Annotated in this window: 11 protein-coding genes; 1 reads left to right on the top strand and 10 read right to left on the bottom strand. The window is 42.1% G+C overall.

The window, feature by feature from the left end; translation table 11 throughout:
• The first annotated feature begins 7 nt into the window (after nt 1-7).
• Nucleotides 8-706: an SIR2 family NAD-dependent protein deacylase gene (locus P3L47_RS07805; protein ID WP_277783242.1), complete on the top strand. Its 699-nt coding sequence runs from the start codon at nt 8-10 to the stop codon at nt 704-706.
• A 234-nt stretch (nt 707-940) separates the two neighbouring features.
• Here P3L47_RS07805 and P3L47_RS07800 read toward each other — a convergent pair whose 3' ends face one another.
• The 10 genes from P3L47_RS07800 to P3L47_RS07755 form a co-directional block, all read right to left on the bottom strand.
• Nucleotides 941-1,903, bottom strand: a complete 963-nt coding sequence (locus tag P3L47_RS07800) for a metallophosphoesterase family protein (RefSeq protein ID WP_277783241.1) — start codon at nt 1,901-1,903, stop codon at nt 941-943.
• Nucleotides 1,904-1,924: 21 nt separating this feature from the next.
• Nucleotides 1,925-3,028, bottom strand: a complete 1,104-nt coding sequence (locus P3L47_RS07795) for an SGNH/GDSL hydrolase family protein (RefSeq protein WP_277783240.1) — start codon at nt 3,026-3,028, stop codon at nt 1,925-1,927.
• Nucleotides 3,029-3,132: 104 nt separating this feature from the next.
• Entirely contained in the window at nt 3,133-4,929 is a 1,797-nt protein-coding gene (locus P3L47_RS07790; protein WP_277783239.1) for a RagB/SusD family nutrient uptake outer membrane protein, read from the bottom strand.
• A 26-nt stretch (nt 4,930-4,955) separates the two neighbouring features.
• Nucleotides 4,956-8,363, bottom strand: coding sequence for a TonB-dependent receptor (locus P3L47_RS07785; protein WP_277783238.1), 3,408 nt, complete (start codon nt 8,361-8,363; stop codon nt 4,956-4,958).
• Nucleotides 8,364-8,622: 259 nt separating this feature from the next.
• Nucleotides 8,623-9,588: a FecR family protein gene (locus tag P3L47_RS07780; RefSeq protein ID WP_277783237.1), complete on the bottom strand. Its 966-nt coding sequence runs from the start codon at nt 9,586-9,588 to the stop codon at nt 8,623-8,625.
• A 48-nt stretch (nt 9,589-9,636) separates the two neighbouring features.
• Entirely contained in the window at nt 9,637-10,191 is a 555-nt protein-coding gene (locus P3L47_RS07775) for an RNA polymerase sigma factor (RefSeq protein WP_277783236.1), read from the bottom strand.
• Between the two features lie 155 nt (nt 10,192-10,346).
• The gene (locus P3L47_RS07770) at nt 10,347-13,808 is read right to left on the bottom strand and encodes an SUMF1/EgtB/PvdO family nonheme iron enzyme (protein WP_277783235.1); all 3,462 of its coding nucleotides are present in this window, start codon (nt 13,806-13,808) and stop codon (nt 10,347-10,349) included.
• The gene (locus P3L47_RS07765; RefSeq protein ID WP_277783234.1) at nt 13,790-16,699 is read right to left on the bottom strand and encodes a sugar phosphate isomerase/epimerase family protein; all 2,910 of its coding nucleotides are present in this window, start codon (nt 16,697-16,699) and stop codon (nt 13,790-13,792) included. Before P3L47_RS07765 ends, P3L47_RS07770 begins: the two co-directional genes overlap by 19 nt.
• Before the next feature lie 177 nt (nt 16,700-16,876).
• A complete protein-coding gene (locus P3L47_RS07760; protein ID WP_277783233.1) occupies nt 16,877-17,437 on the bottom strand; it encodes an RNA polymerase sigma-70 factor in 561 nt (186 codons plus the stop codon).
• Nucleotides 17,438-17,804: 367 nt separating this feature from the next.
• Nucleotides 17,805-19,442 (bottom strand): RagB/SusD family nutrient uptake outer membrane protein, encoded by a 1,638-nt coding sequence (locus tag P3L47_RS07755; RefSeq protein ID WP_277783232.1) that lies wholly within the window; start codon nt 19,440-19,442, stop codon nt 17,805-17,807.

Raw genomic sequence — 19,442 nt, 5'->3', positions numbered from 1 at the left:
TTGCCTTATGAAAAAGAAATTAGTCGTTTTGACCGGCGCCGGTATGAGCGCCGAAAGCGGTATTTCCACTTTCCGCGATTCAGACGGGCTTTGGGAAAAATACCGGGTGGAAGATGTGGCGACACCCGAAGGTTTTGCTGCCAATCCGGAATTAGTCCTCAACTTTTACAACCAGCGACGCAGAGAACTGCTGAACACCCAGCCGAATGCCGGACATATCGGACTGGCAGAACTGGAAAAAGACTTCGAGGTGCATATCATTACACAAAATATCGACAATCTGCATGAACAAGCGGGAAGCAACGACGTGATCCATCTGCACGGTGAACTGATGAAAGCCTGTTCCGTACGCGATTTGAACACGACCTACGATCTTTCTTCGGAAAATCCGGATATCCATATCGGGGATAAAGACCCTCATGGCGTGCAGCTCCGCCCTTTCATTGTCTGGTTCGGCGAGGCAGTCCCAATGATCGACCCGGCTATCCGTATGGTCGAATCGTGCGATATCTTTGTCGTGATAGGAACTTCCCTCAACGTTTACCCGGCTGCCGGATTACTGAATTACGTACGCCGCGGGCAGCCTATTTACCTGATAGACCCCAAAGAAGTAAACACATACCGGAACGATGTTCACTTTATCAAAGCCAAAGCTTCTGATGGTGTTAAACAACTTTGTAAAATACTAAAGGAGACAACCATGTAACTAAAATTTATAGCCTTTGTATGGTACAAATATTTATCGAAAGGAGTTAATATGACGACACTGGAAATAGAAGTAAAAAGATATTTTGACAAGTGAAATACTTGCCAAAATAAATTTGTACACAGGTTGAAAGGAGAAACATCTACCGGTTTTATTTACCAAACACAGGTAAAGAATATCCTGATACATGGTATCAGGTATTCCTATACCTGTAGGAGTCAAAGGAATGATACTTCAGAGATCAACTACTCTATCACTCACATAAGGATAAACTTTATCTGCGTTCTTAAAGTCTTCCGGTTTAGGTGCCGGTGGAAGAAATTCACTCTTGACACCTTCTACTATAATCTGATTGGAATCTAAATCTATGGTAACAAAAGCATAAAGTGCATCTTTGTATTCGATCATATGTCCGTTCGAATAATGATCGGCATCGTCTGTCCAAAAGTAGGAGGCACTATTGATTTGAAAATAATGAACTTCTTCGATTTTCGAATATGCATCCACATGATTATGCCCACAAAAACAAGCTATTACCTTTTGAGCATTCTTATCATTTATCTCACGGAATAATGCACGGACTTCTTCTCTGTTAGGACAATAACCTTTGGCAACATCATCCAGTCCCTGATGAGAGAAAACAACTGTCGGTTTGTCCGTTTTTGCCAAATCAGTCTTCAGCCATTCCAACTCTTCCGGTGATATCAAATCACGGTCTATTCCCCACTTGGCACGAAAATAATTACCATGGTCAAAATCAAAAAACTGTCCGTCCTCACGCATATAATTCAGGTCCAAAACAACAAAATGAATACCTCCGAAATCGTAAGAATAATATTTTCCAGGCATTCCCAAAGCCTTCACCATAGCATCTTTAGGAGTATGATCCATGTCATGGTTACCGAGAACGCTGTATCTCTTTCCGGGAAATTGTTCCCACACTTCCCGGATCGTATCAAAGTTTTTTCCATGGGATAAATCTCCCAATTGAATAATAAAGTCCGGATTCCAATCCATTGATGCATCAATAAAAGCCTGAAGCCGTTTGGGGGCATCAGATTGCAAATCCTGATGAACATCTGATATCACACCGAAACGGACCTTATGAGAGCCCGGTTCTTTTTTACAGGAAATATTTAATGCCAAACAACAAAGTCCGGCAGACATTTTTATTACAAATTCTCTTCTAGTTGCCATAATGAACAATACATTTTAAACTTATTTGTTATTATCCTTGTGTAAAATATCTCGTATAGATTTCTCTAAAACCTTTGCCTGTCGTTGCATGCCAACGTCTGAAGGATGAACATAATCTACCCACGCATCCGGATCAAAATCCAGTTCATCATGTGAAACATAGAAAACAGACGGTACACCTTCTGCCATCAACGCCTCGAACGCCTTTCGGGAAGCCCTGTTTGTATGATCATAATATTCGAATTGTGTCGAATCGGTTTTGGCGTTACTATAACCGGCATGTTCAACAAGCAGGATCGGAGTTTTATCTTTCTGGCGAAGTTGTTTAACTGCACTAACGACACGCGTATAGATCGTTTCATAATCGTCATCCGGAAAATTAGGCATACAATCCAGGATATACAACCGGGCATTCAGTTCACCGATAAAGCCCAATACATTTTCTTCCAGTTTACCATTACCGGAAAAGCCTAGATTAATAACCGGGCAATTCAATGAACGCTGTAAAATATTAGTCCAGGCCATCCCCGGACGGGAAGCACAAGCTCCCTGTGCGATAGATGTGCCATACACTACAATGGAAGGTTCTTCAGATGCAGGGATAAACTCAACACTTTCATCTTCCGCCACACCGATTTCCATCCATTTCACCCCGTTGTAAAGAGGAAGAAGTAGCTTGTATTCGAAACCTTTCTTCCGACCAGAATGCTTTTTCATGTGATTATATGAATAGACAACCGTATCGGTAAAAGCATAATTTCCGAAACAAAAATCCCAGGAATGATTGTCATCCATGCGATAAAGATCAATACCGGAAACGCCCGTTGCCGGCATATGAGGCATAGCGAAACCGCCTGTTACCTGATATCGGATTTTAATCTGCGGAGCATTACAGAAGAAATGTATCGACAATCCGGCAGATTCCCGGGAAAGATTCCAAACTTCCTTTCTCACAACATCTTTCGCCCGATCAGGCAACCGATGGTATGAGTTCCCTATCTCATGGATAAAACCCTGGTTCTGTATAACAGGGAAACCACAGGTAAGCGGATCAAACCATTTTAATTGTGCCACTGCAGGCAATACTGCAAGAAACGAGATCAAACAAGACAGAATATATTTCATACATATATATTTTAATAACAGAAAAAATTATTATAGGCCAATGAGAATTCTATTTGCAGTCAGTCGGTGCCACTAATAGAATTCTCATGAAAGCTATATGAACCTTACCATCCAGGATTTTGTCCTAACTCTGGATTCAATGTCAATTCATTCGTCGGTAAAGGCTGTAAATAATCCCTGCCCAAATTAAAGCGATATCCATTATCCATTGCCGGATATGATTTAAAAGGGTCGATATAACCGTTTTCATCTTCACCTAAAACACTCCAGGCTTCAACAAAAGCATCTGTTGTATTCGGATAATTCTCCCACTGGCTTTTTACAGCTCCTTTGGGCTTTTTACCAACCATCACTTCGTCAACAACAGCCCATCTGAAAATATCGTCTCTACGGAACCCTTCACACGCAAATTCGACTTTACGTTCCCTGCGGATTTCATTCAACAGCGGACTGATATTTTTAAACTCCCAATTCGGATCAGTTACAATATTATTCATATTCAACAATCCCTCGTTCATGCCGACTCTATTACGTAACGCATTAATTGTCCGGTCAATATCCATTTGTGTGATTGTACCTAATTCCGCTTTTGCTTCCGCATAAATGAGCAGAGCCTCGGCGTAACGGAAATAAATGGTTCCAATAGTACTTTGTTGATTTATACATTCCGTATAATTTGTATTAAATCCTTTATACAATTGATATCCAGTCGGGCAACTATTAGCGATAACTCCCTCAAAACCAGGAGTAGCAAAGAAGGTATTATTATCCGTAAAAAGTATATGCTTCCCATCATCGACAAAAATTGTCTGATTCAAACGGGGATCACGATTCGCAACAACATTCTTCAACGTTTTATCTCCCAGGTACTTGTCAGATACGGAAATAGGCTTCCCGTCCATACACAAATAAGAATCAACCAGACTTTTGGTCAAACCTCTTCCCGCACCATAATAATAGGCACCCCAACGAGTATACTGCCCGTCATTAACAGAATATTTACGCCACAGTAAAACTTCTTTATTGGAACTATAATCTCTTTGGTTGAAAAGGTTTGTGTATCCGGCTTCTCCCGTGCAATCAGCCAGCTTCGTATTACCGTTCGATTCAGCCAATGTTATCAAAATATTCGATGCCTCCGCCGCTTTTTGGATAAATTTTGTGCCATCAGAATTTACAACTTTAAACGGAGTATTTTTAATTCCATGATATTTTTCCCAAGTTCCTTCATATAAAGCAATTCTTGCCTGCAACAATAAAGCGACCTCTTTAGTGATCCTTCCCGTATATGACGGCCCTCTTTCCGGTAAATACTCTATTGCCTTATCCAAGTCAAGCATAATGGAATCGACTACCTGGTTACGAGGTAAACGTCCCTCATACAAAATATTGGACGTATTATCCAATGTCGATGTTATCCAAGGTAAATCGCCGAAAGTCTTCAACTTTCCGAAATAAAAAAGCGAACGAAAGAACAAAGACTCCCCGACATAAACTTTTACCTGGTCCCAGGGCGCATCCACTTTGTTGTAATTTGCCATAAAATAATTGATATTACGCAAACTTGCCCAGTCATTGACCGCCCAGCCGCCTCCAGAGGCCGGATTTGTAGCTTCTCCGTTCATGCGGGTATTATAATTATAGGCCACCTGCGTATCGGTTCCATTGTCGGCATCTAATCCATACGGGCCAATTGATCCCCAATCCCCATAACTATTCAACAAATCGTTCCTGTTATAAAAATTATTGGCATACAGTTCAAGGTCGTTCGCTGTTTTCCAAAAATTGGCATCACTAATATTCACAATCGGACTTCTTTCCAGAAAGTCATCATTACACGATGAAAGTAATAAAAACAGAGAAGCTGCTATCGTATATAATTTGAATCTAAACTTATTCATATTCACATTTTCATATAGTTAAACAATCAGAATGTAATATTCATACCCAAAGACCAGGTACGCTGTAACGGATACAGTTTTCCGTCAGTAGCTGAGAATTCCGGATCAATATTATCAATCAGGCTTGTAAATGTCGCCAGATTATCAACACTCGCATATACTCTTAAACGTTCAAAATTGATTTTACTGATCAACGATTTCGGGAAAGAGTATCCCAACTGCAGATTTTTAATACGCATATAAGCTGCATTCTGCAAATAGCCGGTCTGTGTCTGCGTATTCTTATTATTCTGCGAAGACAAATAATATTTAGGGAAATATCCTCCCGGATTATCTTCCGACCATCTATCGGTATGAGTGCTCAAAACAGAACTCTGCCACTGGTCGCCTACAATACCCCAAAATATATTTGAGTTAAACCATGCATCACGTTTTGCAACACCTTGCATAAAGATTGAGAAATCAAATCCTTTATAATCGCCACTCAGAGTTATACCATATGAGAAACGGGGGGTCGTATTGCCGATCACCTTCTTATCCCCCGGATTCTCCAAGGTATTATCTCCCCAGTCAATCTTATTATCTCCGTTCAAATCTTTATAACGGATATCGCCCGGAGTCCATGTAGCATGTATTTTTTCTTGCGAAGGAGCTGATTTTATTTCTTCTTCCGACTGGAAAAATCCAACTGTTTCATACCCCCAAATATCTCCAACCTTACGTCCTTCATACCAGGTAGTATTCAATCCGGTGGGATTCGGATATTCCGTAATCTTACTCATATAGTCGCTCAATACAAAATTCACCCCATAATTAAATTCACCGACACGATCTTTCCAACCAAGAGACAGATCGAACCCTTTTGTCTCCATGGATGAATTATTCGTCTGGGGAGAATTAGCACCTATAATGGAGGGCAATACTTCTGCCGGACCGACAAAGTCTTTTGCCGAACGTTTATACCAGTCAAATGTAAAATTCAACCTATGATCCAGAAAGGTCATATCCACACCAAAGTCTATAGTAGTAGTGGTAACCCAGGTCAGGTTCGGATTAATAAGTCCCGGATAACTGACATAAGCATGTCTACCATCAGAAAAAAGCCAGTTACTTTTTGTCGGAGCCGTTGTCGACATCGATGGATAAAATGGATAATAGCTGTCAGTAAATCCCTGATCGCCCAATGAGCCATAGGATACTCTGAACTTAAACGTATTCACATAGGTTTCTATCGGCATCCAAAAATATTCTTTCGATAAAACCCAGGCTGCAGAAACACCGGGATAGAACTTATATCTGACATCTTTCAGAAAACGGGAAGTCCCGTCATAACGCCCGTTCAACTCCAGCAGATACTTTTCCTTATAATTGTAATTGATTCGTCCGAATCCGCCACGGATAGCCAACTGGCTGGCTTTATCGCTGATAGAAGGAGAAGTACCATAAGTTAAAGACAGGGAAGGTATGTCATCCGAATACAGATAAGAGTTACCGGAATATTGTTCCTGATTATCATAAAGTTCCTGAGTATATCCTACCATCGCTTTAAAATAATGATCTTTAAACTTTTTCTCATAAGAAGAGAAGAAGTTGATAACATGGTGTTGGTTCTTGTTATTTGTTCTCGAAAAACTGTTAGGAGAAGTTCCGGAATACAAGGAAGTAGCCCCACTCGGATTAGTCACATACAATGTCTTTACATGGTCAGACTTATCGATATAAGCTCCGTCGAAAGTGTAATTGGCAGTAATATCCCATCCTTCCAAAGGAGTAATGACAAACTCTCCTGTCAGAATAGCCTGATCGGTCGTTGCCTTTGAGCGGCCTCCTTCTTCCTGCAAACGGATATCGCTCGGATAAGAATAATAACCGTCCGGATTGTACAACGGTGCTGTAGGCCATTTTCTAGAGATCTGATGCAGATAGTTACCACCGGTTTTCCCTGAATACGTATTGGGAGAATCCGTAGTTGAACGTGAATAAGATCCGCGCATATTAAAAGTAAGCCATTTCGTCAAGTTAACCGAAAGATTAGTTCTCATGTTATAACGCTTATAGACATCATCACCATAATTATATAAACCGTTCTTCTGGTTGTATCCAAGACCTACGTAGTAATTGGTTTTATCCGTACCTCCGGAAACCCCGATATTATGCTGCTGGCTGAAAGAGACATCTTTAAAGAATATGTCAAACCAGTCATTATTACCATTACCTGTCCATGTCAGCCAATCATCCGTACCTGCTGCCGGATTTGCAATGGTCTCGTCTTTCATGATCCCGGCTTGATAGTCCTTGATACGCTGAATGTTTTCATTAGTAAACGGCCTTGCTATACCAGCATTATCAGCTGCCTCATTATAAAGATTTGCAAAATCAAGCGAATTCAGCATATGCGGCAAGTTTATAGGTTGGGCAAATCCAAAATTATTATTATATGTTATAGTCGCTTTCGAGCTTCTTTTTCCTTTTTTCGTATTGATAATAATAACACCATAAGGGGCACTTGAGCCGTAAATAGCTGTAGAGGCAGCATCTTTCAATACGGAGATACTTTCTACATCCTCCATATTAACGGTATTAAGGTCTCCACCCTGTATTCCATCGATTATAACCAAAGGCGATTGTGATTTCGAGACCATATTACCACTGTCATCCAAACCAAACCCGGTATATCCACGGATATTGATTGATTGTTTTCCTCCCGGAGCTCCACCGTCTGATGATAAAATATTCAGGTTGGCAACTGTTCCCTGTAATGCTTGAGAAATATTCGTTACAGGACGACTTTCCAAAACATCGCCTTTCAATTGGGCGACTGCACCGGTTAGATTTTCTTTCTTCATCGTCCCATATCCGACCACTACAATCTCTTCCAGATTCTGAGTGTCTTCCATCAAAACCACATCCAGTTTTGTCTTTCCGGCAACAGACAGCTCTTTGGTTTTATAACCTAAATAAGTAAAGACCAGCACTGCCTGATCATCCGGTACTTCCAATGAATAATTACCGTCCATATCCGTCACTGTTCCCCGGGGAGTTCCCTTTATAAGAATCGAAACACCTAACAGAAGTTCCCCTCTGTTATCTTTTACATTTCCAGTTATCACTTTCCCCGTTTGTTTTACGGTCTGGGGTACTTTAAAAATAGTAATGTGCCGGTCGTTAATGGAAAAAGACAGGTTTGTGTTTCGCAATGCCTGGGTCAGCACCTCCTCTATATTTCCGTTTGTGATATTAACTTTTGCCTTCACATGGCCGATATCACTGTCCTTATAATTAAATAAAAATTCACTCTGTTCTTCTATTTCATTGAATATCTCGCTCAAAGAGACTTCTTCCATATTCATTGACAGTTCTGCATTCTGCCCATAAGAGGTAACGGCCTGCAATTGAAAAATACATATAAATAAGATGATCAATGTGATTTTCATAAGAAGCAATAGTCTTTTAACCTCTTTTGTAAAAGAGATTTCGTTGATCCATATAATTTTCATATTTTTGTAAATGAATTAAGTTAACTAATTGTCAATCCCTGCTATTTCCAGTAGCTTGAATTGACCGGTTAATTTCTCGAAACTGAACCGGCTGCTTCCTCCAAGAATGGCCGGTTTTGTTTTTTTCAAATAGTATATATGCTTATCTCTTCTGTGTTTTCATGGCTCCTTTCTTTTTTACTTGTTAATACTCACGTTAATTGATCACATAGCTCTCGCCTTGTTTCTTCCATCTGAACACAAGGTTTTTCTTCATCAGGTCGAGTATCTGATCGACTGTCAGGCTTTCATCGAAAGAACCTGTTACTTTCTGATTGCCCAATGCTTCATTCGACAGGATAATCTCCACTTCATACCGCTCTTTCAGCATATCCAGGAACTCTCGGAAAGGAACTGACCTGTATTTTATCAAATGGCTCTTCCAGGCCGTAACCAGGTCCGTAGAGACATTCGCCATGTCTATTTTATTATTGGACTTATTGAAGACCAGCTGTTGGTCAGGCTTCAAGACAATCTGCTGATCCGGTGTTTCAAAACGGATCGAACCTTCAACCAAAGTAGCTGTTGTTATGTCTTCCTTCCTGTAGTTCTTTACATTGAAAACAGTTCCCAATACGGATACTTTTGAACCGTTCAGGTCCACCACAAAGGCTTTCTCTTTATCTTTCGTCACCGTAAAGAAACCTTCCCCATCCAAAGAAACTTCGCGAACCTGTTCTCCGTACGAACTGGAATAAGATAACTTACTGTTTTTATTCAATGATATTTCCGTACCATCCGGCAGTTCAAAAGAAGAGATGGAATTTCCCGTGATATAAGAATAATATTGCAGAGGAGCGGCAGCCTGATACCCCCCCATCCAATAACCAGCAATGCCGATAATGACAGCAACTGCAGCAGCACCGGCATATTTTATCCATAATTGTCGAACCACTCTCTTTCGCTCTGTTTTCCGGATTCTTTCCAATAGCATATTATAGGCAGCTTCCGGATTACGAAGTTTCACGCCCGCAACCTCCGCATCCCAGTATTTTTTGATTTTCAGAAAAGAATCTTTATGGGCATCAGACGAAGAAAGCCACTCTGAAAAGACAAGAATGTCTTCACAGGATGCTTCGCCTGAAAGGTTCCTTAAGATGATTTGTTCTATTTCGTGATCCATACAATTTCCAGTACTTTTTATCTAGGTACCGAAAATTGAATTTTACCCTTAATCCATATTGAAAATTTTCGCGATTTTTTTCATCGCATAGGAAAGTTGCGCCTCCAGCGTTTTGACTGATATTCCCAAATGCTCTGCTGCATCCTTGTATTTCATGCCGTCTTCACGTACCAATTTAAAAGCCAGTTTTGATTTAGTCGGTAACTGTTCGATCGCTTCATTTACGGCATCAATCAATTCACGGGAGATATAATCGTCTTCGGGCGTCGTTTCGGTAAAGGCAAAAAGTTCGATCGGCACTTCATCTAGGTCAACAGTCAAAGTTTTGTTATCCCGTAAATACTTCAGAACCCGAAATTTGGCTATCCGATAAATATAGGCGTCGAAATTAGTAATTTCCACTAATTGCTTTCTATTCTCCCAAAGAGCAAAGAAAACATCAGATACCAATTCTTCCGCTATTTGGCTGGATTTTACATACATAACAAGATACCTCATTATCCGGTCGGAATAAGAGAAGTATAAAGATCTGAACGCAGGCTCAGAGCTCTTCGTTGCTAGATCTTCAAGAATAGCTTGAATATTAGTATTTTCCTTTCTCAACTTAATTAAGTTATAGCCTTTTCACTTTTCAAAAATATACAATTTTCCTTACATTTCTATCCTACTCTCAAAGCATAGGTGCTTTGCAAACAAAATAAGGAACTTTCATCAACGAAAGTTCCTTATTTTGTTTGCAAAAGATATATCTTTTATTTTCAGTCCTCAATGATCAGGCGAAGCCCCACATTATTAACGCGCTGCCAGGGCAGATAAACACGGCGTGCAGTTGCTGTAGCATCTTTCGGACGGTCAACCCATGAACCGCCACGGGCCACGACCTGACGGGTATCGGCTGTCGCCTGGGCTTTTTCGCTGTAAGGATAAGGAGCATACAGCGAACGAGTCCATTCCTGCAGGTTACCATGCATGTTGATCAGTCCGAACGGATTCGGCTTATAGTTATATTCGTCGGTCGGAATCATCATTCCATCATTGACCGTCTCAACTTTCGGCAGATAGTTGTAATACGGGAACCAGGGATTATCCTTTGCCATCGGCTGCGGATCGATACCCGTCACCGCCATCTTTTCCAACTGAACATCCGCCAGGTTCTCATAAGGACCGAAGTTTGCATCCATCGCACCATACCAGAACGGCTGGTCACTACCACCACGACAAGCCCACTCCCACTGCACTTCTGTCGGAAGCGTCACCTTCAATCCGGTCTTTTCTGAAAGCATATCGCAATACTTCATAGCTTCTTCGTAGCTGACACGGATAACCGGCTGGTTGGGCTTATTGGCCGGATAACCAGGAGTTGTATGATCTTTCCAAAACTGTGCATAGATACGACTGTCATGCTCCGGAACCAACGCATTATACTGTTCGTTGGTCAACTCTTTTTCCGACATCCAGAAACCCTTCTTTACTTCGGCCTTGAATGCAGGAGCCTGATCCGGATAACCGTCATTCGTTCCCATCACAAACTTACCGGCAGGTACGCGTACGAAAGTGATCTTTACGCCATCAGCCACTTCAATCTCTTTCCGAAGTCCTGTTTCCTTTGACAACAGATTCTGAATATCTTCAGTCGTCAACGGCCAGCCTTTCATCTTTACCTCTTTATGCTTTACCGGAGCCATCTTTTCCGGCATTTCCGGACGGATTTCCCCTTTGCCCTTCAGATAAGAAGCATAATCAGCCAACTCTTTGCGCCAGTCCACACCGGCATTGTTCGCATATTTATTAGTCAGTTCAATACGACGTTCATACTGGTCGTAGCCATTCAGCGGATCCGCATCGAACTCACCGCGTCCGGATGCATTCATATCGATCCACGTAGTCAGATGATCCCATTCACTGTCAGTCAGTTTCACATTATAATGACCCCGTTCCAACATACGGACAATCTCACTGGTAGAAGCATGATATTCATACGGGCTCATAACATACATATCCGCTTCCGGTCCCTGTCGGTTCACGTAAGGATGGAAAGCCAGATAACTCTTCTGAAAATAACGTGTACCGCTCCAGTCGGTAATACCTACAGATGTCGTATCCTTAAAGTTCGGGCGTCCGGCTTTGCTACCGTCGTGACAAGCTACGCAGGCACGATCCAGTATCGGCTGAATCTCATATTTGAACGCATATGAACGGACTCCGCCGTCGGCAATCGTCAGTTCATGAGGTTTACGGGTAGAAGCCTGCACCCGCTTCGGAACGGGGATCGTATTCTGGTCTTCGTGGCAACCGACACACGAAACGACTTCGCCCGGCATACCGGTCAGCCAGCTACGCATCCATTGTACGGCACGTCCGTCTTTATCCAACGGCTGCAAGGAAACAGGCGTATTGGCGGGAATCTTAAAAATAGCAGAACCGTCTTCTTCCACCGGAACAGTCCCCAGCAGGCGTTTGATATCCCATCCAGCCTGAATACCATGGTTATAATGATCGGACAATGTCCGGCGATAAGCATACTCATAAGCATAGACACGGAACGACTTGATCTCCCCGCGAGGTACGCCTCTCAATCCTTCTCCTTCATAAATGTCCTGAATAAATACAGTCGCTTCCTTTTCATTCGGTTTGATACGATCCGGAATAGCCGGAGGAACCGGTGTACTCTTTACCGGAACGGAATAGATCATACCGGCATCATCCGCATTGGCAACCAATGTCAAGTTATCGTAAATATCCACCAGGTAAACACCCCAGCGGCTATACGGAGACAATTTGGCTGTTACGAGAAATGTCTCGTCCGTCAGCGGATACGGTTTAATAAACTGCGGCCATACGCCGTTCACCAGTTCATCTTTTACTTCCGGAATGATCGGACGGCCGCGGAAAGGCAATTCCTGGATCATTCCCTTTTCTTCCTTACGGCTCTTTGCCGGATCAAAGATCATCAGACGACCGGAACGTGCTACTCCATGATGGCCGGAGATAACTCCGACGAAACGGTTGGTACGCTTCGGCAACGGCTGCACGTCGAAAATACTGTTCGGGAACATGGAACCGCTGCCATACAGTGACTTCTGCTCCGTCCCGTCCGGATTCATATGCATAACGATACGGGAGAAATAGTGTGTCAGGTCAGTATATTCCCAACGGACATACATTACTTTTCCGTTTGCCATCACTACCGGATGCCAGTTCGCATCCTGGTCGAAAGTCAAACGGCGCATATCTCCATTATCCGGATTATACAAAACCATATTACCTACCGCATCACTACCGTTTACACAAGGTACTCCCTGATAACCAATATTGGAAATCGCCAGCATACGTCCGTCAGGCAGATAAGTGGCATCAAAAAATTCCAGATCCGGTTCCGGGATATTAGTAATCTGTTTAGCTTCTCCGTTGTTGATATCCAATTCATGTACCTGCCATCTCCTTGTCGTATCCAAAGCGGTAAACATCAAACGTTTTCCGTCCCAGTTCAATACCAGGTCAGTAACGGAAGAACCTTCGACTGCCGGTTTATAAAGTACTTTCTCGTTCAATTCGCCACTTTGCAGACCGGACACTTCAACCAGTTGGGCCTTAAAGTTCTTACGGCTGGCAGAACTCAGATTCGACCAGTTATTCGGCTGGATACCCAGACTACCTGCTCCAACGAAATTAGCTCTTTCTCCCAAATCGAACTTAACCGTCAACATTTTGTCGACATTCACATCCGGGCTCATCAGCATCAACTTTCGTTTTAAAGTCAATGCTTTATTTGCCTTGTCGATAGCCTGAGTATCTCCAGTATAAATACCGTCAAAACCACCAGCCAGCAATGATTTCAATTCACCGAAGCGTTTATCCGCCAATGCTGCATCAAATCCGGAACTTTTTTTCATGATACCTAAAGCCTCCTGAATGGCTTCCGGCTTCATCCATTCCAGCTCAGCCTGTATCTCCAAAACAGACAGTAAGCGGGCTGCCAGATCCTTATAAGCAGCCATTCGGCCGGATGGGCTTGCCAGGACAGCAGCCTTATCCAACTCAGTCTGAAAATAAGAGTCATTTTTCAACTCCTTCATCATAGTAACCAGTCCCTTTTGGGTCCTGTCAAGTTGTTCGGAGGTAACCTCCTCCTTAGTCTCACAACTGGGTTGCGCGGATAGCATCCCTCCACTCAGCAAGCTGAAGGTCACACATCCTGTAATCAATAATTTTTTCCACATAGATGATTATTTTTAGTAACAAATTCGTCCATCGCTTTTCCATCCAGATACTCTTCATCCTGCGAAGCATACAGACCATCCATAATATAATTCGCCTGCGGGAATGCAGCCAGTATTTTACGGATAAGTGTTGCTTTATCGGATTTATATATCGGAGCATTGGTATTCCACAATTGATCATGAATATCCTTTTCCGATGCGGAAATAAGAATATCTTTGATCTCCATTTGTTTCAGGCGATTCAAATCTGCATCCAGACCGGCTTCATTATTCAACAGCAACGACAGAGCCGGTGCCAGGGTAAAGTTCGGACGGTTTACCTCCCCTACCAGCTTCTGAAGTCCTTCTATCGTATCAGGCGTACGTGCGACGGACTGCCTCAACAATAAACGGATATTTTTCTTTGCCGCATAATCGGATAACACCTGGAAGGATTCTTTCAGCGAAGCATAGAACTGTTCCATCGTATAATTATTTTCGATGGTCCGCTGGGTAGAAATCAATAATTCGTCGGCTCCCAGTATCTCCATCTTATCGATGACACCTTTCATCACCTCCATACTCTTCTGATAGAAAGGAGGATCATTATTTACAATTCTCAAATCCGGATACAAGTTCAGCCCCGAAGTCAGGTCAACCGTCATTTTCAGTTTCTGCCGTCCCAGCCAGCCGGCTTCCTGTTTCAAAGCCTCTTTTTCCCGATTATGCAGATAACGCCAGTCGATCACGACACGGTCATAATGTTCGAAGAATGTCGGGCGTGAAAGGATTTCTTCCTTCACATCCAGAATATTACGCAGCACAAGCGCCCGTCCGGTCGTATTCGGAACCGGAGTACTTTCCGGCATAACCGTCACATCTGCCTTATCATCCAGGCGGACACGGAAAATACGGACATTTCCACCGGCTATCGTATGGGCTGTGTTTTTACCAAACGATGTGTTCAACATCACCTTAGGTGTATAGCCTACAGCCTGCATCTCCGAGCAATCAGTTGGTAATTCTTTGATAGAGATAATCTTGCCTGTCTTTGTACCAATCGAAAACACTTTCGGTTCCCAGGATTCATTGGAAATCAAAACTGTATATTCGCCATTTCCTCTGGAACAGGTCACAAGACTTAGCTCCGGATTGGTCTCAAACAGTTGCACAGAGGCAAAAATATCTTCCATCAGTGCTTTCGTATGGTTCAGTATAGGATAAGGTTTATCCAACGGCTTTTCTTCCATCACCTTTACAGGCAATTCACATTGTGGTTGCTCCGTAACGCCATACGGAGAAGCGAGCACTGTTACTTTTCCTTTGCCGGCATTCAGTTCGATGGCAGCCGGAAGTTCATTACTTTTTTGCAATACAGTGGCGGAAGCCGGATAGATTAATTCGGCTAATATGTAAGGAGCACGCTCCTTGAATGACTCACCTTTATATGTGATCGGTGCAGTACAGATCTTTGTATTTTCTCCGGTACGGATACCGGCTATTCCATCCGGCATGTTCTTCAATGAACCGGCCGTAATGACCAAATGACCGCCTGCATGTACATAGGCATTCAATTTATCATTAATCTCCTGCCCCGGACGCAGTTCATCGGCAATGACCAATACCGGATATTGTTTCAATACCCACAGCGGGGCATCACTCATCAGACAGTCGGCAATATCTCCGTAAGGATTTGGAGTGATAAAGCCTCTTTCATCTTTATAATAGGAAGCATCCTGATAACCCGGATACAAAATATCGAGCATGGCATCCGTTTGATAATCCGGCAGTTCATAAGGCAGATTGCCCCACACTTTATAAGCCTGTCTCGAATACAAATGGCGCGGGAATGACCAGCCGGAAAAGAAATCGGTCATCAGTGCTACCGGTGTGTACATCGTACCCGGATCACCGTATTTGTCTACCCATTTAACCGCACTCTGCTGTATCTTTCCGATAGGGCTGAGTTTCTTATCGTCGACCCGCATAGCCCCTTCAAAACCGACAGCCACACAATCATACATCAAATGGGTATAGATCAAACGCTTCAGCAATCCGAGAGAGGTTCCTTTCAACGGGCCTCCACTATTGTAATCATCATCGATATTGGTCGCGTTCGAATCGTATGTCTTATGTCCCCATCGGTTCCATACGGAAGCATTGCCGAACCAGTTTACGCCATACTGTTTCCCGGCTCCACGGATAAACGAATAATATATCTGCGAGTTAGGCAAGCCCTGCGCCGTCTCGGCTCCGATCAGGGTATAAACGCCTTCTTTCAGAAAATAATGTCCGAAATTCAGAGAAACAAGCGTCGCCATTTTATTTCCCAACTGATCGCCCATTTCCTGAAAATGACGCTGGAAATTAAAATATTGTTGTTTGCGATCTGTCCCCAAAGGATACATACGGGGAGCAAAACTACCGACATAACGACCATCCTGTTCGCCGTTGTCCATACCCAGCCAACGGTCGCCCAGCTCTGTTTCAAAAAGGTTCAGTACGCCGTCCGGGATAACGAACTGGGTCCAGTATCCACCAGGACCGGAACCGGGAATATATCCCCACAGGTCAAACAGATAGAGATTCCTTTTCTTGATCTCGGCAACGATCTCTTTCAGATTATCCTGAAAAACCAACGGATAGGAAACCCACAGGATATCCCCTAGTTTATCTTTCACCACCCATTGATCGAGCTTTTGCTTGTAATCCCCGGAAAGATCACGAAGGGCTATAAACTGAATTTTGTTATTAAAGAAAGAGGCATCCGGCGATTTCACATGATGACGTTGATAATCGGGATGATGAGACGGAGTCATTTGATAAGGATACAGCTTGATACTATTCTGTGCAAGCGGTCGGTCAGGATACAGCAATCCCAACAAAGCAATAAGTATAAGAATCTTTTTCATAAGTATTTATTATTGCTGTTGCGTTAACAAGTTGACAACTGATAAGCCGATCATTTCTTATCGCAACAAAGATCTGTTAATATTTTGAGATTTAGTAACTTTACGTTCATAAAAAAGTTTACAAACTAATAAATAGATATATTTTTAGGCATATATCAATAAATTTCTCAGATCGGACTAGTTCTGAGAAGTCGGCAAATACTCTTTCAGAACCTGGCGAAGTTGTGCCAGCGCTTTCTTCTGATACAATTTCACAGCATTAATAGAGACACCCATTTCTTCTGAAATCTCGGCATAGGTCAGATTTTTATATCGGCTCAGTTCAAAAACCCTTTTATACTGAGGAGGCAATTCTTTCACCGCTTTACCAACCCGTTCTATCAGCTCTTTAGAGAGAACATAATCGAGGGGAGACTCATCCAGCGAGAATAATGTATTCCTCTCTACAATAGTTTCATCCAATTCAATATATTCAGGTTGATTTCGTCTAAGATATGACAAGCACGCATTATGGACAGCCCGGACTAAATAAGCTCTGACAGAAGTGGTAATGACCAATGTCTCTCTGTTTTCCCATAACCAGCGAAATACATCTCCGACAATCTCCTCAATTATATGTTTTTCCGTGATGTAAGAACGTGCCTCATAGCAAAGAAAAACATAGTACTTTTTGAATAAAAACTCAAAAGTTTTATGATTTCCCTCCTTCAAGTCTAAAATCTCATCACCAACAGTCATTCTTTCAGATTAAAAGCATTATCCCAACAACACATATCTATTTGTATTTCAGACAGTTCAAAAATCAAAGAAGATTTTGCCTAAATAACAATGACTAGAAAAAACGTTCCTTTTTTTTAGTCACTATTTTTTCACTGGATACCTTAATTTTTCAAACTTAAAAAAGGTTTTATCTTTCACATTTTTAGTACTTTTAAGGGCGATATCTATTTTAGAGGGAGGCAATTGAAAAATGACTAAAAAAAAGGAACGTTTTTTCTAGTCAGCACTTTTTCATCAGGAAGGCTTTAATTTCCAAAGAAAATGCCAGGAAAATCGAATAAGAAACAAATCTTCCTGGCATTCTTTTCATTGATAAACTATATTATTAAATATAATTCGGATCCTGAATCAGTACACCACCAGCTTTATCGATTTCTGCTTGTGGCAACGGGAAATAATAGAATGCAGGTTTAAAGACCTTGATATAAGCAGGTAATGCCGGATCAATTGCTCCATCCACTAATTCTTCCATCAATTTCCAACGTTTCAGCTGGAAGTAACGATGACCTTCAAATACAAATTCTACACGCCATTCATTACGGATACGTTCACGCATCTGTTCTTTTGTTAAACCGGCAGGTAATTCTGGCTGTCCAGAACGAACACGTACCTGGTTCACTGCATCGTATGCTTTTTGAGTTGGTCCGTTGGCTTCGTTTTCTGCTTCTGCAATCATCATCAATACCTCAGCATAGCGAAGAATGATAATGTCTGCATCGGAAACGGTAGAGCCACTAGGCATAATCGTCGTCGGTTGAATCAATTTCATCATACCGAAACCAGTTTGCATCTGATTGGTTATGGTAACAGGATCGCCATCCTGTCCATCAATTGAAAAATCAGCTAAGCCACTATGACAAACAGTTTCATACAAACGACGATCACGATTTTGGAATAGCTTTGCTCTTTCTGCCTTATTTGCATCTCCTAATTCTCCAGTAGCCAATAAAGACTCATCTACAGAAACAGTCAATGGAGACTCGCCCCATTTCTGTCCATCCGTACATTCAAAAGCATCTACCAAATCACGAGCCACACCGCAAGTAGTCCATGCACCATAGTACAAGTCTAAACTATTTGTATTGTTCGGAGCCAAATAACGAACAGAAAACATGATTTCCGGAGAAGCCAACTGTTTAGTTGAAAGAAAATTATCACGCATTCTATCAGCCAGTTTATATCCCTGAATACCTTCCAGCAAAGAAACGATTTCACCCATTTTAGAGGAAATGGCATTGCCATTTTCATCATATGCTTCAGCCAACATCATGCGAGCCTTAAATGCTTTCAATGCACCCGGAGTAAAATAGCCAGCCATCTGCGCATCTGAATATGTCTTATCCGGCAAAAGAGCAATCGCTTCATCGAAGTCTTTGATAATCTGATTATAGATATCCTGACGAGGAGATTTATTCTGATACATATTATCCATAGTCAAAGATTCCGTTACCAAAGGAACTTCTCTGTAGCAATTATAAAGCCATGAATAAAAATATCCTCTCAAAGCCTTACACTGTCCTAACATAAAGTTTTTATCACTTTCAGACATATCCGCACCTTCGTACACAGCCAAATTATCCATAACCAAATGCACACGAGCAATACCACGATAGCATTGTTCATACATATATTTCACATATCCGCTTGTGTTCGGATCCAAATCACCAATAGCAATTGTCTTAGATTTCCCGTATGTATCTTCGTCATGCTGGCAAATAGAGTTGTCTGTCAGATTATCAAAACAAGCAATAATTTGTGACATCACTCCCGGGTCATAAGGATCACCATTCTGGTGCATGGTTGAAAAACATCCGGCCAAAGCTGATTCGAAATCACTCTTTTTCTGCCAAAAAATAGACTGTGAAGGAGAAGATGGAGGATCTTTCTGCAAGAAATCACTACAAGAGGTCGTAGAACCCACCAACAACGCCGAAGCCAATACAATATTTATTATCTTTTTCAT

This window comes from Parabacteroides chongii, assembly GCF_029581355.1.
GTDB lineage: Bacteria > Bacteroidota > Bacteroidia > Bacteroidales > Tannerellaceae > Parabacteroides > Parabacteroides chongii.
The sequence above is the reverse complement of the archived record's forward strand: the minus strand, read 5'-3'. Positions and strand labels throughout refer to the sequence as shown.

Coding starts and splice junctions, on each gene's coding strand:
- P3L47_RS07790 (WP_277783239.1), bottom strand. CDS start 4,929: ATGAATAAGTTTAGATTCAAATTATATACGATAGCAGCTTCTCTGTTT.
- P3L47_RS07795 (WP_277783240.1), bottom strand. CDS start 3,028: ATGAAATATATTCTGTCTTGTTTGATCTCGTTTCTTGCAGTATTGCCT.
- P3L47_RS07800 (WP_277783241.1), bottom strand. CDS start 1,903: ATGGCAACTAGAAGAGAATTTGTAATAAAAATGTCTGCCGGACTTTGT.
- P3L47_RS07760 (WP_277783233.1), bottom strand. CDS start 17,437: ATGACTGTTGGTGATGAGATTTTAGACTTGAAGGAGGGAAATCATAAA.
- P3L47_RS07785 (WP_277783238.1), bottom strand. CDS start 8,363: ATGAAAATCACATTGATCATCTTATTTATATGTATTTTTCAATTGCAG.
- P3L47_RS07805 (WP_277783242.1), top strand. CDS start 8: ATGAAAAAGAAATTAGTCGTTTTGACCGGCGCCGGTATGAGCGCCGAA.
- P3L47_RS07780 (WP_277783237.1), bottom strand. CDS start 9,588: ATGGATCACGAAATAGAACAAATCATCTTAAGGAACCTTTCAGGCGAA.
- P3L47_RS07755 (WP_277783232.1), bottom strand. CDS start 19,442: ATGAAAAAGATAATAAATATTGTATTGGCTTCGGCGTTGTTGGTGGGT.
- P3L47_RS07765 (WP_277783234.1), bottom strand. CDS start 16,699: ATGAAAAAGATTCTTATACTTATTGCTTTGTTGGGATTGCTGTATCCT.
- P3L47_RS07770 (WP_277783235.1), bottom strand. CDS start 13,808: ATGTGGAAAAAATTATTGATTACAGGATGTGTGACCTTCAGCTTGCTG.